Origin of the sequence: Rathayibacter sp. VKM Ac-2927, assembly GCF_022815525.1 — a bacterium.
Lineage (GTDB): Bacteria > Actinomycetota > Actinomycetes > Actinomycetales > Microbacteriaceae > Rathayibacter > Rathayibacter festucae.
The window spans coordinates 15,680-30,786 of record NZ_JALGRT010000007.1 but is presented as its reverse complement, the minus strand read 5'-3'; the positions used below and the strand labels follow the sequence as shown (position 1 = coordinate 30,786).

The following is a 15,107-nucleotide window of genomic DNA, read 5'->3' as shown; positions in this document are numbered from 1 at the left end:
TCGGCGCCCCGCCGCGACCCGGTGTCGGCGGCACCGGGCAAGATGGACGGACGCGACCCGAGCGGAGGACCGATGAGCGACGACCGGCGACGTGTGCGCACCGAACGGCGCGGGCACGTGCTCGAGATCGTCCTCGACCGGCCCGAGAAGCGGAACGCCGCCGACTTCCGGCTGCTGAGCGAGCTGGCCGCCGCCTACGGCGAGCTGGACCGCGATCCGGAGCTGCGCGCGGGCGTCGTCCTCGCCGAGGGCGCCCACTTCACGGCCGGGCTCGACCTGGCCGACATCGGGCCGCGGCTCGGCGGCGACGGCCTGGACTTCGTGCCCGAGGGCGGCTTGGACCCGTGGGCGATCCGCACCCGCCCGGTGGCCAAGCCCGTCGTGATCGGCCTGCAGGGCACCTGCCTCACCCTCGGCATCGAGCTGGCGCTCGCGAGCGACGTCGTCGTCGCCGAGGAGTCGGCCCGCTTCGGGCAGATCGAGGTCGCGCGCGGCATCCTCCCCTTCGGCGGCGCCACGCTGCGCTTCCCGCGCGCGGCCGGCTGGGGCGACGCGATGCGCTGGATCCTCACCGGCGACGAGTTCGACGCCCGCGAGGCGCACCGGATCGGCCTGGTCCAGGAGGTGGTGCCCGACGGCACCGTCGCCGAGGCGGCGCGGACGCTCGCCGAGCGGATCGCCGCACAGGCCCCGCTGGCCGTCCAGGCGGCGCTCGCGAGCGCCCGGCTCGCCGTCGCCTCCTCCGACGCCGAGGCCGCCGCCGCGCTGCCCGCCGAGCTGGCGCGCCTCGCCGCCTCCGACGACGCGCGGATCGGCATGCAGGCCTTCCTCTCCCGCACCCGAGCGGAGTTCACCGGCCGATGAGCGAGCAGGCACCCGTGACCACGTCCGTCCCGACCACCACCGGCACCGCCGATCCCGCGGCCCGGCAGCGGTCCGTCCTCGACACCCAGCGCGAGCGCGCGGCCCAGCAGCTCGAGGTCCGCCTGCGCTACGGCGACCAGGTCTGGGAGCTGCGCGAGGTCGACCATTTCGCCGTCTTCTCCCGCCGCTCGAGGGCGCGCCGGGCCGGGCGGGCGCTCGTCGCCTCCGGCTTCGAGATCGCGATCTCGCGCCTGCGGCTGCGCCTCGTGCTGGTCGCGAGCCACCACGCCGCGGTGGACGAGGAGGCGACGACCGCCTTCCTCCGCCAGGTGATCGAGGTCGTCGAGCGTGAGGGCGGGCGCTACGACGGCTGGCGGGCCGAGATCGTGCCCGCGCACTGAGAACGTCCTCCGGGCTGTACGGCGCCGGAGTCCAGGACAGAACGGGCGATCCGCCCCCGAGAACGATCCGGAGAGACCATGACCACGCCGAGCACCGACGCCGCGACCGAGACCGCAGCGACCGACACCTTCGATCTGATCGTCATCGGCGCGGGGCCGGTCGGCGAGAACATCGCCGACCGCGCCGTGCAGGGCGGGCTCACCGCCGCCATCGTCGAGAGCGAGCTGGTGGGCGGCGAGTGCTCCTACTGGGCCTGCATGCCGTCCAAGGCGCTGCTGCGCGCGCCGATGGCGCTGCGGGCCGCCCGTGACCTCCCGGGAGCGGCGCAGGCCGTCACGGGCGGCGTCGACATCGCCGCGCTCCTGGCGCACCGCGACTCCGTCACCAGCGGCTTCGACGATCACGGCCAGGTCCAGTGGCTCGAGGGCGCCGGCATCGAGCTCGTCCGCGGCCACGGCCGCCTCAGCGGCGTGCGCGAGGTGAGCGTCACCGCCCCTGACGGCTCCGTCCGCGTCCTGCACGCCCGGAGCGCCGTCGCCGTGGCGACCGGCACCAGTGCCGTCGTCCCCGACATCCCGGGGCTGCGCGCCGCCTCGCCGTGGACCAGCCGCGAGGCGACCAGCGCCGAGATCGTCCCCGACCGCCTCGTCGTCATCGGCGGCGGCGTCGTCGCCTGCGAGATGGCGACGGCCTACGCCGGCATGGGCGCCACCGTGACGCTGCTCGCCCGGAGCGGGCTGCTCGCCCCGTTCGAGCCGTTCGCCGGCGAGCTGGTCGGCGACGCCCTCCGCGAGCTGGGCGTCGACGTGCGGATCGGCGGCTCCCCTGCGTCCGTCGAGCGCCGCGCCGACGGCACCGTCGCCGTGACCCTGGAGGGCGGCGACGTCGTCGAGGCCGACGAGATCCTCGCCGCCACCGGCCGCGCCCCGCAGACCCGCGACATCGGCCTCGAGGTCGTCGGCCTCGAGGCGGGCGACTCTCTGAAGGTCGACGACACGATGCTCGTGCTCGGCGAGGACGGCTCCCCGGTCGGCTCCGGCACGCCCTGGCTGTACGGAGTCGGCGACGTCAACCACCGCGCGCTCCTCACCCACCAGGGCAAGTACCAGGCCCGCGCCGCCGGCGACGTGATCGTCGCCCGCAGCACCGGCGGCGAGGTGAAGGACGCACCCTGGGGCGCCCACGTCGCCACGGCGGACCACGAGGCCGTGCCGCAGGTCGTCTTCACCGATCCGGAGGTCGCCTCCGTCGGCCTCACCGCCGCCGCGGCCGAGAAGGCGGGCTACCGCACCCGGGTCGTCGACTACGAGATCGGCTCCGTCGCCGGCGCCTCGCTCGCCGCCGTGGGCTACAAGGGAACAGCCCGGATGGTCGTCGACGAGGACCGCAAGGTGCTGCTCGGCGTCACCTTCGTCGGCAAGGAGGTCGGCGAGCTCGTGCACTCCGCGACGATCGCCGTCGTCGGCGAGGTCCCGCTGTCCCGCCTCTGGCACGCGGTCCCCTCCTACCCGACGATCAGCGAGGTCTGGCTGCGCCTGCTCGAGACCTACGGGCGCGACAGCGCGTGAGCGCCCTGCGGCGCGCGGTCGCGGTCGTCGCCCTCGACCCGGCGATCACCCGGCCCGGCTACCTCTTCGCCTGCGCGGTCGGGCTGGCCTGGGGCGCGCTCTGGAGCACGGGCCCGATCGAGCGCCGCAACGGGCTCGTCGTCTTCACCGGCCTGCCCTCCTGGGCTTTCGGCCGCGGCGGCTCCTGCGTCGGCACGAGCTACCTGACGGACAGCAACGTCTCCGACCGCGTGCTCGAGCACGAGGCCGTGCATAAGGAGCAGTGGCGCACCTTCGGCATGTGGTTCCCGCTGATGTACTTCGTCGCCGGCCGCGACCCGCTGCGGAACCGCTTCGAGATCGAGGCCGGCCTCGAGAAGGGCGGCTACGTCCGTGGTCGCTGATCAGACGGGGCGCGTCGTCGTCCTCACCGGGGCGAGCTCCGGCATCGGACGGGTCGCCGCCGGCGCGCTGGCCTCGGCCGGCGCCCGGGTGGCCGTCGTCGGCAGGAACCCGGAGCGGACCCGCGCGGTCGCGGCGGAGATCGGCGGCGATCCGTTCCTCGCCGACTTCGACCGTCTCGACGACGTCCGCGACCTCGCCGCGGCGCTGCTCGCCCTCTATGACGGCATCGACGTGCTCGCGAACAACGCCGGCGGGCTCGTCTCGCACCGCGGCGAGACGGTCGACGGGCACGAGCGGACGGTCCAGAGCAACCACCTGGCCCCGTTCCTGCTGACGCGGCTCCTGCTCCCCCGCCTGATCGAGACCGGGCGCGAGCGCCCCGGTGCCCGCGTGGTCTCCACCGCGAGCGCCGCCAATCGGATCGGGAGGCTCTCGCTCGACGACCTCGACCGCCGGCGCGGGCCGTGGCTGGGCGGCTGGCGCGCCTACGGCACCTCGAAGCTCGCCACGATCCTCTTCGTCCGCGAGCTGGCCGAGCGCCTGCTGCCGACCGCCGTCGACGCCTACTCGTTCCACCCGGGCGTCGTCGCGACCGGCTTCGGCGCCGATTCGCGGCTGATGTCGCTGCTGTCGCTGAGCGGGTCGCCGGGCATCTCCGCCGAGGCGGGCGCCGTCCCGCTGATCACGCTGGCGTCCGAGCCCGACGTCGGCGCGGCGAGCGGCAGCTACTTCGACGGACTCCGCCCCGGCGGCTCCGTGGCGGCGCAGGCCCGCGACCGTCAGCTCGGCCGCGATCTCTGGACACTCTCCAGCCGCCTGGTCGGCGTCCCCGCCGCACTCTGACGGCGGAGGGGACGCGGCGCGAGGCTAGTTGGCCTCGGAGCGGCCCGTCCGCCAGTAGCCCATGAAGGCGACGCGCGTCCGGTCGACGCCGAGCTCGGTGACGAGGCAGCGGCGGATGAGCTTGATCGCGCCCGCCTCGCCGGCGATCCAGGCGTAGAGGCCGGGGTCGGTGCGCTCCGCGGGCACCTCCCAGAGGATCTCGCTGTCGACGTCGACGTCGGACACCTCGACCCCGCGGTGATGCGCCGTGAGGAAGCGGGTCGCCCAGCCGCGGACGGAGTCGCCGAGCTGCGCTCCCGGCGTGGTTCCGGTGCGCACGAGCCAGTGCACGCGGACACCGGCGGGGTGCTGGAGCGACAGGACGTCCGCCGCGCTCGGCACCTCGAGGAAGGCGGCCCCCGTCGCCGAGGCGGGGAGGCTCTCGAGGATCGCGCTGATCGCGGGGACCGCGGTCTCGTCGCCGGCCATCAGCAGCGTCGTCGCGGCACCCGGGTGCCACTCGACGCCGCCGCCGGCCAGCTCCGAGCGGGTATCGGGCGCGATGATGACGACCTGCGCGCCGACGCGGGCCGACTCGACCCACGCGGAGGCGGGGCCGGTGTCGCCGTGCGCGACGAAGTCGACGTCGACCTCGGCCAGCTCGGGGCGGGTCGCACGGATCGTGTAGGTGCGCAGCGGGTTCCGCAGCGCGTCCGGCAGCTCCCGCCAGCGGGTGTACCAGTCGGGAGCGAGGCCGTCCGGTCCGCTCTCGTCCGCGACCGAGCCCATGAAGTCGTGCGCGCTCGAGGTCGGCGTCGGCACGACCAGCTTGATCCGCTGGTCCGGGCCGGTGCAGCCGACCGAGCCGAGATCGTCACCGGTCAGCGTGATCCGGATGAAGTGCGGCGCGATCCGGGTCGCGCGGGCGACGGTCGCGAGATACGGCCGGTAGGCCGGGCGGGCGGGGGCTTCGGTCAGCGGAGGCACCTGTCCAGTCTCGCAGAGAAGGTAAGCCTTACCTAATCCTGAGTGGCTCTCAGCGAGCGGCGTGCTCCGCGGAGACCCGCAGGCGGGCGTCGACGTCGGCGGCGAGCTCCGCGACGACGGCGCCCTCTCCGCCGATCCAGGCGCAGAAGTCGTGCCGGTCGTCCGCCCACGGGTAGTCGCCGTCGACGACGGACATCTCGCCCATCCAGGCGCGCACTGCGCGGTCGAGCGCGACGCCGCGCGCGCAGGCGAGACCGGTGCCGGGAGCGCCGGAGCGCTGCGAGCAGCCGAGCCAGGTGACGCAGACGCGGCCGGGCGCCGAGAGCGGCGGCAGGCCGCGGGCGTCGTCGACCTCGACGAAGACCTGGCCCCGGGCGTTCGCGGGGAGCGCGTCGAGCATGCTCTGGATCCAGGGCACGACGGTCTCGTCACCCGCGATCAGGAACTGCTTGACGTCGACCGGCTCCGAGCCGTCTCGTCCCTCGAACATGCACATCGGAAGTAAGTATAGGCATGCCTAACCTGGCCGGCCAAGGGTGCGGAGCTGTCCGTTCGCCGGGTGTCGGCGGCGGTCCCCCGGAGGCCGGTCACCACTGCGGCGGGTGCCGCCGCTGCCAGCGCGCCCGGCGCTCCAGCTGCGCGCCGATCGACAGCAGCACCGCCTCGCCGCCGGGGCGCCCGATCAGCTGGATCCCCATCGGCAGGCCGTCCGCCGTGACGCTCAGCGGCAGCGCGATCGCGGGCAGGCCGCTCACGTTCACGAACGAGGTGTACGGCGTGTAGCGCACCTGCTGCTCGAAGTTGCGCTCCGGATCCTCGGCGTCGTACCAGCCGACCGGCCGCGGCGTCATCGTCATCGACGGGGTGAGGATCGCGTCGAACGGCGAGAAGGCGGCGATGACCACGCGCTCGTAGGCCGACAGCACGCCCGCCGCCTCCACGATCTCGCGGGCCGAGCGCTTCCGTCCCTCCCGCACCAGCCACTGGGTGAGCGGCTCCAGCAGTTCGAGCTCGTCGCCCTCGACGGGGAGCGTCGACGCCCCGCTCTGCCAGAGCGTACGGAACGCATCCGGGTAGGCGGCGGACGGCGGCAGGACCGCGTCGTCGAGCCCGTGGCCGAGCGCCGAGAGCGCGGCGATGCCCTCGTCCAGAGCGGCGCGCGCCTCCGGAGCGAGCCCGATGTCGTACTCCTCGTCCCAGGGCGAGGCCGTCAGCACGCCGATCTGGAACCGGCCCTCGCCGCGCACAGCGGCACCGAGGAAGGAGCCGTCGCCGTCCCCCGGCGCGGTCAGCGCCGTGCGTTGCGGGACGACGCCGTTGCGACGCTCGAGCATCCCCTCCAGCAGCATCCCGGCGTCCGCCACCGAGCGCGTCAGCGGACCGGCGACGACGAGGCCGCCCACTCCCCCCACTCCGGACAGCGCCGGCACCCGGCCGCGGGAGGGCTTGAGACCGACCAGACCGCAGGCGGCGGCGGGGATGCGGATCGAGCCGCCGCCGTCGGAGCCGGGTGCGAACGGGAGCAGTCCCGCCGCGACCGCGCTCGCCGCGCCGCCGCTGGACCCGCCCGCGCCGCGCGAGGTGTCCCAGGGCGTGACCGTCGGCGGTCCGACGAGGTTCTCGGTGTAGGAGGGCATGCCGAACTCGGGCGCAGCCGTCTTGCCGAGGCTGATCGCCCCCGACGTGTCGAGCACCTGGACGATCTCGTCGGAGGCGTCGGGGACGAACGACTCGCGCAGCCGCGAGCCGAAGGTGGTCCGGACGCCGGCCCGGCGCCAGAGGTCCTTGTCGCCGCTCGGCAGCCCCCAGAGCAGCGCGGTGCGCGGCACGGAGTCGATCGCGGCCACCCGGGCCCGCGCCGCGTCCGCGGTCACGGTGGTGAAGGCGCCGAGCTCCCCGTTCCAGCGCTCGATCCGGGCGAGGTAGTGCTCGGTCAGCTCGAGCGGGGTGATCTCGCCGCGCTGCAGCCAGTCCCACTGCTCCTGGGCGCTGAGGTGATGGAGTTCGAACATGGAACGACCCTATTCCGCCGCCTCGGTGCCGCTCTGGGAGCGTCGAGGTCGGGCGGAACAGGGTCGTGGGGTCGTGCGGGCCTACGCGGCGCGGCGGCCGATCTCGCGGACGCCGTCGTCGGTGCCGAACCGGCTGCCCGGGGTGATGACCGTGTCGCGGTCGACCCGCGCGCCGGTCGCGACGACGGCCGAGCCGCCGATCCGCGAGTAGCTGCCGATGCGGGCACCGGGGCCGATGATGGCCTCCGGGCCGACGTGGACGTTCGCGCCGATGAAGGCGCTGTGCCCGATCATCGCGTCGCGGTCGACCCAGCTGCCGGCGCCGATCCACGCGCGCTCCCCGACGGTGGCGCCGGGTTCGACGTAGGCGCCGGTCTCGACGTACGCCGACGCGGAGACGCGCGATCCCGGAGCGACCATGCCGCGTCCGTTCGCGTGACGGCGGTAGACGATCTCCTCGTCGGCGCCGCGCACTCCCCGTCCCTTGCTCATTCCTGTTCCTGCCATCTGCCTCGAGCTCCTCCGAGCGATCCGATGGGCGAGGCACTCGGGCCTCACCCCGCTATCGAGGACAACAGCGCGCGGGGGTCGTGCATTCCCCGTGCGGGGGGCACTCAGGCTCGGGGCTCGACGACGTCCGCGACGGCGGTGACCACGGTGCGGAACCGCTCCGGCGCGTCCCGGATCCGGCGTCGGGCCAGCACCCCCGCGAGTGCGGACGAGGCTCCCGACGCGACCAGCTCGCACTCGACCCGCGAGCCTTCCTCGTCCGCCAGCACCCGCCACTGCTCGAGGCCGACGACCGGCAGCCGCCGCTCGAGCCCGTCCGCCGAGCGCTCGAACGCCGGCCCGTCGTCGGCGGCGAGAACGTCGGCGAGCGCGGCGAGCACCACGGCGGGCTCCGCGTGCAGGATCGAGGCGAGGGCGAGAAGGCTGCGCATCGCGGCAGTCTCCCACGCCGGACCGGCCCCCCTGCTGCTCGAGCGGCCCCGGCCCCTGCTGGTCGAGCAGCCCCGACTCATGCTGGTCGAGTAGCCCCGCAGGGGCGTATCGAGACCCACCGTCCCCAGCAGGGCGGGTCTGCAGACTCAGCTTCGGACGGTGGTGGATCTCGATACGCCCGCTCCGCGGGCTACTCGATCAGCATGCGGCCCATGCTGGTCGAGCAGCCCCGCAGGGGCGTATCGAGACCCGCAGGCAGTCGCCGTCAGGAGCGCTCGTCGAGCACGCGCCGCAGCCAGTCGAACGAGGCCTTCGGCACGCGGTCGCGGCTGCGGGAGTCCAGCGCCACCAGCCCGTGCGGCCGGGTGTAGCCGTGCTGCCACTCGAAGGCGTCCACCAGCGTCCACAGCTGGACGGCCTCCAGCGGCAGGCCCTCGTGCACGGCCTCGGCGAGCGCCCCGAGGTGCGCGCCGAGCCAGCGGATCCGCTCCGTGTCGACGATCGCGCCCTGCCGGTCCGGCAGATCCGGATAGCTCGCGCCGAGCTCCGTCAGCACCAGCGGCGGCAGCGCGTCGCCGTAGCGCTCGACGAGGCTCCGCAGCACCGCCACCGGCGCCCACGGCGCGAACGGCGAGCCGTCACCGGTCCGGTCGAGCTCCGGCCACGGCCGGGCGTGGAACGGCAGAGCGGGCGGAGCACCCGGCCCGGTCGGCAGCGCCGGGTCGCGTCCGGCGGCGATCCGCTGCGGGGCCAGCGGCGCGACTCCGTAGAAGTCGAGCGGGGCACTGATGCGGGCGAGATCCACCGGATCGACCCCCGCGAGCGGCGCGAGGAACGGCGGCAGCTCCTCCGGCCCCGACGGATAGACGCCGGTGAGCACGGCGTCGGCGACGAGCCGGTTCTGCAGGACGTCGGCGAGCGCCGCCCACGCGCCGTCCCGCTCCGACTCGCTCGCCGGCTCGACCACGGCCTGCGCGTCGACGAGCCCGATGCGCCCGGCGAGGTCGGCGGAGCGGAGCGCCTCGACCGCGACCGCGTGCCCGAGCAGCTGGTGGTGCAGCGCGGGCAGCGCGCTGAACAGCCGCCCGGCCCCCGGCGCCTGGTTCTTCAGCGCGTAGCCCTCGAGGAACACGGTCGACGGCTGATCCAGGGTGATCCAGTCCGCCACCCGGTCGCCGAGCCGCGAGCCGATCTCGAAGGCGACGTCGCCGAAGCGGAAGGCCGTGTCGCGATTCATCCAGCCCCCGCTGAGCGCGGAAGGGGTGTCTCGGTGCTGCAGGGTGAGCGCGATCCGCAGCCCGGCCCCGGCGAGCTCGTCGAGGAGGCGGTCGTAGAAGCCGAGGCCGCCGCGGTCGATCGGTCCGCGCCCGTCCGGCTGCAGCCGGGTCCAGGAGATCGAGAGCCGCAGCTCGTCGACGCCGAGGTCGACGAGCAGGGCGAGGTCCTCGCGCCAGCGCAGGACGAAGTCGGTGGCGAACTCGGGCGTCGCCTCCTCGGCGATCGTGCCGCGCCGCAGGGCGAAATCGTCCCAGACGGAGCGGCCGCGACCGCCGGCCTCGAGCGAGCCCTCCGTCTGGAAGGCGCTCTGCGCGAGTCCGATCCGCAGTCCCGGAGGCAGCAGCCGCCCGAGCTCCCGCGGGTCGTCGAAGCGCGCGGTCTCGGCGCGCACCTGCTGCCGATCGCGTCCGCGTGCTGCGTCCTCGCTCATCTTTCCTCCGACTCGTCGATGGGTATATTGTCGCGGAAGCGCTCTCCCGCTCCGACCAGCCGCTCCCCCGGGCGGAAGAGGCCGATCCGCCCTTCGGTGTACATCCGGCAACGGGCGCGCGCCGCGCTTGACACCACCCGTGCGCCCCCGTGCAATGGACGCACCGTGATTCCGAGTGTCGCCGCGTCTGTTCCGGGGGGTTCCGCGACGAGGGGTCCGTCGGCCGTGCCGACGGGTCGCCTCCGCCGCTCCCCCCGTTCGTCGCGCCGCCGTCCGGCCGCCCTCCTGCTCGTGCTGCTCGTCGCGCTGGGCGCCGCCGCCGGCCTGACCGCCCCGAGCGCGCTGGCCGCCGCGCCCCTCACGATCACCTCCCCGGCCTCCGGCACCGTGCTGCCGAGCGGCGCGGTCACCGCGACCGGCACCGGCACGGCCGGCGATCAGATCCAGATCGGCCTCACCGGCAGCAGCGAGCCGCTCTGCATCACCACCGTCGGCGCCGACGACACCTGGAGCTGCGCACTCGACCTCGACGACGGCCGGATCCGCCTGACCGCCGTCGAGCTCCTCGCCGCCGGCGGCACCACCTCGGCCCGCACCGAGGTCGCCGTGCTCAGCGCTCCCGTCATCGAGTCGGTCGACGGCTCCGCGACGTCCGCCGGATCGGTGAGCGGCACCGCCTACCCGGGAGCGAGCGTCGCGGTCACCTCCGACGGCGGCGCCTCCTGCCTCGCCACCGCCGACGGCGCGGGCCGCTGGTTCTGCCAGCTCGCGCCCACCCCCGCCCCCGGCAGCTACCGGGTGACCGCGACCCAGTCCGCGTCCTTCGCCGGGAGCACCGTCTCGCCCGCCAGCGCGGCGGTCTCGCTCGTCGTGGACACCGCGGCTCCGGTCGCGCCGGTCCTCGCCTCCCCCGGCCCGGGCGCCGCGCTGCCGCTCACCGGCGCCGTCTACTCGGGAACCGCCACCGAGGGCACGCGGGTCTACGTCTACGTCGACCTCGTCAACACCTGCGACGCGCCGATCACCGGCGGCGCCTGGAGCTGCACCGGCGGCACGGTGACGGCCGGAGCGCACCGCGTGTCGGCGATCGCCGGCGACGCGGCCGGCAACTACAGCTCGCGCAGCCCGTGGATCGACGCCACCTTCTCGGCGGCGACCACGACGCCCTCCGCCACTCCCTCGGCGACAGCTCCCGGCACGAGCACGGCGACCCCCGGCGGCGGCACGCCGACCACCGCGCCCGGCTCGCCGACCGCTCGGCCGACGACGCCCGGGAGCACCGCGACGCCCTCCCCGGCGCGCCCGGGCCAGACGGCGCCCGCGCCCGAGGCGGCCCCGTCCGACGGCGCCACCGCTGCACCGGCGCCGGGAGCCGCTCCGAGCGACCCGCCCCCCACCGCTCCCGCTCCCGCGCCCGCCGACGGCGGCTCCGCGCCCGGTGGCTGGAGCGCGGCCACCGGGATGACCACGGCGCTCTCCTCCGGCGCTCCGATCGGCACGATGGCCGACTGGATGCGCTCGCTCGCGCTGGCGGTCGCCTCCCTCGCCCTGCTCGTCGTCCCCGCCCGCCTGGCCGTCGCCGGCCGGGTGCCGCGCGAGCCGCGCACCTGGCGCCTGACCGGCCGCAACCGCGCGAGCGTGGAGTACGACGACCGGCCGGACCCCGCGCCCGTCTCGGCGCGGACGATGATGGTCGGCATGATCGGCTGCGCCGCCGGCCTCGTGCTGCTCTCCGGCCGGGTCGACGGGCAGCCCGCGTACCTCCGTCTGCTGATCGCGGTGATCGTCGCGGTCGCCGTGGTGAACGCCGTCGCCGCAGGGGTCCCCGCCCTGGTCGGGCGCCGGATCGGCCTGCCGGGCATCCGCATCGTCGCCTCGCCCCGCGCACTGCTGCTGGTGGCCGGCGCCGCACTGCTCTCGCGGTTCGCGGGCCTCGACCCGGCCTTCCTCTTCGGAGTGGTGATCGGGCTCGTCCTGCCCGAGGGCGCCTCGGCCGTGGCGCGCGCCAAGCTCGCGACCGTGCGGGTCGTCTCCCTGCTCGGCCTCGCCGCCGTCGCCTGGGGAGCCTCCGCAGCCGTCCCCGCCGACGGCTCCTTCGCCGCCGTCCTGACCGCCGAGATCCTCAGTGCGACGACGCTGATCTCGGTCGGCTCGAGCGTCGTGCTGCTCTTCCCGGTCGGCCGGCCCGCGGGGCAGAGCATCCTGCGCTGGTCGCCCGTGCTCTGGCTCGGGCTGTCGCTGCTGGCGAGCACCGTGCTCTTCCTGCTCCTCACGCCGACGATCGCCGCCTGGGCGACCGACGGCGACGGCGGGCCGGCGCTCTTCGCCGTGATCGCCTTCACGGCCGTCTGCACGTCGATCTGGGCCTGGCGGCGCTTCGTCGACGTCGGCGAGTAGCGCCGGGGCGGTACCAAGCCCGGCGGCCCGGGTGCGGGCTCAGCCGATCGCGGCGAGCTCGCGCACGTCGTCGTCCGGCAGCACGTCGACCACGGCGCCGACGGTCATGTCGGTGAGCGTCGCGATGCCGTCGTAGACGCTGAGGAACGCCGTGTCCGCCGCGTCGCGGCCGGTGGCGATCCGCACCAGGCTCGAGCGCGGCGCCAGCGTGGTCGCGTCGACCACCCGCCAGGAGCCCTCGATCCAGGCCTCGGCGACCGCGTGGAAGTCCATCGGCGCGAGTCCCGGCGCGTAGACCGCGACCAGCCGGGCCGGCACGTCGAGCGCACGCAGCAGCGCCACCACGAGGTGGGCGAAGTCGCGGCAGACCCCGCGGCGGGCGAGCAGCGTCCGCTCCGCACCGTCGGTGGGGAGGCTCGAGCCGGTCACGTAGGCGAGCCGGGTGCCGACCCAGGAGCTGACCGACGCGAGCAGCGCGGCGCCCTCGAGGCCCGCGAACTCGGCGCGCGCGGTCGCCCAGAGGATGTCCGACTCGGCGTAGCGGCTCGGCCGCAGGTAGCGCAGGCGGTCGACCTCCTCGCCGGGCAGCGGCTCCAGCACGCCGTCGACGCTCGCGGCGTAGTCGACGACGAGGCGTCCGACGCCCGCCTCGAGGACGTGCAGGCGGGTGCCGTGCTGGTCGAGCACCTCGCGGGCGGCGACCTCGCGCCCGTCCAGCTCGAGGGACAGCCGCTCCGGAGCCCCGTAGGCCCCCGCGACCGCGATCGAGAAGACGAGCGTCGCGGGTCGCGCGACGTCGAGGGTCAGCCGGGCGGAGACGTCGCGCTTCACGCGCCCTGCTCGCCCTTCGGCGGCGGGGTGGGAGCGGCGTCCGGCTCCTGCACGAGCTGCAGCCCGCCGGAGGAGTTCGCGGAGACCGTCAGCAGGTCGATCCAGGTGCGGTTGATCGACGGCACCCGGCCGCCGAAGTACTTGAAGTAGAGCGGGACCGACGGGTCGAGCCAGATGCTGGAGCGGCCGTCGCCGACCGCCGGGTCGTCGCGCCAGGAGAAGAAGAAGCTCTCGCGGCGGCGCAGCTTGTTGGCGATGACGATCTGGACGTGCGTGAGCGTGCGGTCGTCGAACTCGATCTCGACACCCGAGGCTCCGTAGAGCAGCTTCCCCATGGAGGCCTCCCGACCACCCGTCGCCGGGTGATGCATGACAGTGCCCGAGGGCACGAGAAGAAGGAGACGCCACGAGGCGCCACCGGGCCGCCCGCCCCCCGGGACGGCGGCGCGAGCGCTCCGTCCGGGCGAGGACCGCCCGGCGACGACTCTATGCGAGGGCGGGCGCCGGCGTAGCGATTGACAGGAACGGACACGGCCGGATGGCCCGGATCGGAACTCTCGCACTCCCGCGCGACTCACCGTCCGCGCATCGCGGCGATGTCGGAGGTCGGACGTACGGTACCCGCATGATCGAATGCGGAAGCTGCGGAACCGATGCCGTCGTCCTGGACCGCTCCGGCGGCGAGGACTCCGAGGGTGTGAGCTCTGAGGAGCTCGTCGTCCTCTGCGCCGAGTGCGCCCCCGACGAGATCACTGCGCTGCTCGAGGCAGTGCTCCTGGAGGGGGCGAACGGCATCGACGCGGTGCCGCTCGCCAAGAGCGCGCACGCCCGCGCGGCCTAGCCCGGCGAGCACGACCGCGCAGAGCCCGCTCGCCGATGCACCCGAGGGTCCCGTGTCGGCGAATGGATGAGACGAGTGACATTGTCGGCGAACTGCGCGCCGCTCAGCCGCACTTCGATCTCAACGTCCGAGTCGTCGATGACGGCGGTGCTCACACGCACGCCATAAGGGCGACGTGTCGCGTCATGGGTCGCCACCGATCTACCATGAGTTATTCTCGCTAAATGGGGGCTAGTCCTCGGCGGGGAGCGCAGGTGGACCAGTTCTGGCAAGCGTGGTGGCCACGCATCGAGACCCTCAACATCGCGGGAGCCCTCCTCTGGGCGATGTGGCTGCTGGTGGTCATGCCCGCGCTCGACACCGGCCGGGCGCCCGACACCGTCATGCCGAGTGAACGGCACTGGCTCCGAATCCTCGGGCGAATCCGCATCATCAGCGGTCCCGGGATCCCAGAGGCGAGTGGAGGCGGCCCTGCCTGGCGAAGGTTTCAAGCGCTTCACGAGACCGACGCTCGTTCGGCCCAGGGAGCGAACTGTGCGCGGCTCGCGGTTCCGAGTCTCCTCGCTTACGTAGCACTCGCGGCTGGCCTCCTTCAGCTGGGATTGACCCTCGTCTGCCTGCTGCCTCACGACTTGTCCTCGATTCTGATCTCTCTCGCGCTCGTTCCGCTCGGCTTCGCGCAGGTGCTCGTCACCATGACCCTCAGGGACCGCCACTGGCGGAATCGACAGGTGTTCGAGTGGCAGTTCTTCGAGCGGATGGTCCATGTCCGAAAGGCGCTCGACTCGGGACGCTTCGACGACTCGGACCGACGCGACACTCTTCTCGACCCAATCGAGACATGCCTCGTCGAGCGATTCAGTCGCACACCCACCGCTCTCCCGTCGCAGCGGACACGCGCACAGCGCTGGACGAGAGCCGTTCTGCGCGTCTGCGCCGGACGGCCGAGGCTCGATACCGCCGACTCAGTTCTCCCCGAGGCCGAGCCATGGCTCGAGCGATGCACCGAGCTGGCTCTCTCCCGTTCGCAGAGTCGGATCTCGCTCCTCGGGTGTCGGAGTGCTGGAGCAGCCCTTCCGCCTCACGTCCCACCGAAGCGGGAAGCCGGGTTGAGGACAGCCTGGGCAACGATCGTCTTCTACACCTATGCCTTCTTCGTTCTCAGCCTCGAAATCGGCGACCAGCTCGCACCCGCGGTCGGCAAGATCGGTGAGTTCGTCGGCAGTCCTGTAGCAGGAGGTGCGGCGGCCATTGCCGCCGCCCTGCCCCCGATCGCGACGCTGATCGCCAGAGTGATCAAGCGTTGAGAACGGTGCGCCCCGAGGTGCGGATCGAGCAGGGCCGCGGAC

The 15,107-nt window shown here is 74.2% G+C and carries 16 protein-coding genes; 8 read left to right on the top strand and 8 right to left on the bottom strand.

The window, feature by feature from the left end; translation table 11 throughout:
* Positions 1-72: 72 nt before the first annotated feature.
* The 5 genes from MT353_RS18065 (at position 73) to MT353_RS18045 (ending at position 4,061) form a co-directional block, all read left to right on the top strand.
* Positions 73-864 (top strand): crotonase/enoyl-CoA hydratase family protein, encoded by a 792-nt coding sequence (locus tag MT353_RS18065; protein WP_243616385.1) that lies wholly within the window; start codon positions 73-75, stop codon positions 862-864.
* A gap of 14 nt (positions 865-878) precedes the next feature.
* Positions 879-1,265 carry a ribonuclease E inhibitor RraB gene (locus MT353_RS18060; protein ID WP_165909157.1) on the top strand — a complete coding sequence of 129 codons (387 nt, stop codon included), beginning with the start codon at positions 879-881 and terminating at the stop codon, positions 1,263-1,265.
* 78 nt (positions 1,266-1,343) lie between these two features.
* Entirely contained in the window at positions 1,344-2,834 is a 1,491-nt protein-coding gene (locus MT353_RS18055; RefSeq protein ID WP_243625506.1) for an NAD(P)/FAD-dependent oxidoreductase, read from the top strand.
* Positions 2,831-3,217: a Fe-S oxidoreductase gene (locus tag MT353_RS18050; RefSeq protein ID WP_123705115.1), complete on the top strand. Its 387-nt coding sequence runs from the start codon at positions 2,831-2,833 to the stop codon at positions 3,215-3,217. Before MT353_RS18055 ends, MT353_RS18050 begins: the two co-directional genes overlap by 4 nt.
* Positions 3,207-4,061 carry an SDR family NAD(P)-dependent oxidoreductase gene (locus tag MT353_RS18045; RefSeq protein WP_243616387.1) on the top strand — a complete coding sequence of 285 codons (855 nt, stop codon included), beginning with the start codon at positions 3,207-3,209 and terminating at the stop codon, positions 4,059-4,061. Before MT353_RS18050 ends, MT353_RS18045 begins: the two co-directional genes overlap by 11 nt.
* A 24-nt stretch (positions 4,062-4,085) precedes the next feature.
* On the opposite strand, the gene MT353_RS18040 is transcribed toward MT353_RS18045, so the two are convergent.
* The 6 genes from MT353_RS18040 to MT353_RS18015 form a co-directional block, all read right to left on the bottom strand.
* On the bottom strand, positions 4,086-5,027 hold the full coding sequence (locus MT353_RS18040) for a siderophore-interacting protein (RefSeq protein ID WP_243616388.1): 942 nt from the start codon (positions 5,025-5,027) through the stop codon (positions 4,086-4,088).
* Positions 5,028-5,076: 49 nt separating this feature from the next.
* A complete protein-coding gene (locus MT353_RS18035) occupies positions 5,077-5,517 on the bottom strand; it encodes an SIP domain-containing protein (protein WP_243625505.1) in 441 nt (146 codons plus the stop codon).
* A 97-nt stretch (positions 5,518-5,614) separates the two neighbouring features.
* Entirely contained in the window at positions 5,615-7,039 is a 1,425-nt protein-coding gene (locus MT353_RS18030) for an amidase (protein WP_243625504.1), read from the bottom strand.
* Between the two features lie 81 nt (positions 7,040-7,120).
* Positions 7,121-7,531, bottom strand: coding sequence for a transferase (locus MT353_RS18025; protein WP_133963110.1), 411 nt, complete (start codon positions 7,529-7,531; stop codon positions 7,121-7,123).
* Between the two features lie 122 nt (positions 7,532-7,653).
* Positions 7,654-7,980, bottom strand: coding sequence for a hypothetical protein (locus tag MT353_RS18020; RefSeq protein ID WP_243598517.1), 327 nt, complete (start codon positions 7,978-7,980; stop codon positions 7,654-7,656).
* Between the two features lie 266 nt (positions 7,981-8,246).
* Complete coding sequence (locus MT353_RS18015) at positions 8,247-9,689, bottom strand: glycoside hydrolase family 1 protein (protein ID WP_132437736.1); 1,443 nt, start codon at positions 9,687-9,689, stop codon at positions 8,247-8,249.
* A 225-nt stretch (positions 9,690-9,914) separates the two neighbouring features.
* Here MT353_RS18015 and MT353_RS18010 point away from each other — a divergent pair, with 225 nt between their 5' ends.
* On the top strand, positions 9,915-12,086 hold the full coding sequence (locus MT353_RS18010; RefSeq protein ID WP_243625503.1) for a hypothetical protein: 2,172 nt from the start codon (positions 9,915-9,917) through the stop codon (positions 12,084-12,086).
* Between the two features lie 39 nt (positions 12,087-12,125).
* On the opposite strand, the gene MT353_RS18005 is transcribed toward MT353_RS18010, so the two are convergent.
* Positions 12,126-12,917: a transglutaminase family protein gene (locus tag MT353_RS18005; RefSeq protein ID WP_243616392.1), complete on the bottom strand. Its 792-nt coding sequence runs from the start codon at positions 12,915-12,917 to the stop codon at positions 12,126-12,128.
* Positions 12,914-13,252 (bottom strand): ATP-dependent DNA ligase, encoded by a 339-nt coding sequence (locus tag MT353_RS18000; RefSeq protein WP_068211888.1) that lies wholly within the window; start codon positions 13,250-13,252, stop codon positions 12,914-12,916. The genes MT353_RS18005 and MT353_RS18000 overlap by 4 nt, the downstream gene beginning before the upstream one ends.
* Before the next feature lie 290 nt (positions 13,253-13,542).
* On the opposite strand from MT353_RS18000, the gene MT353_RS17995 reads away from it, so the two are divergent.
* Positions 13,543-13,758: a hypothetical protein gene (locus MT353_RS17995; protein ID WP_243616393.1), complete on the top strand. Its 216-nt coding sequence runs from the start codon at positions 13,543-13,545 to the stop codon at positions 13,756-13,758.
* 254 nt (positions 13,759-14,012) lie between these two features.
* Positions 14,013-15,065, top strand: a complete 1,053-nt coding sequence (locus MT353_RS17990) for a hypothetical protein (protein WP_243616394.1) — start codon at positions 14,013-14,015, stop codon at positions 15,063-15,065.
* The last annotated feature ends 42 nt before the right edge of the window (positions 15,066-15,107 follow it).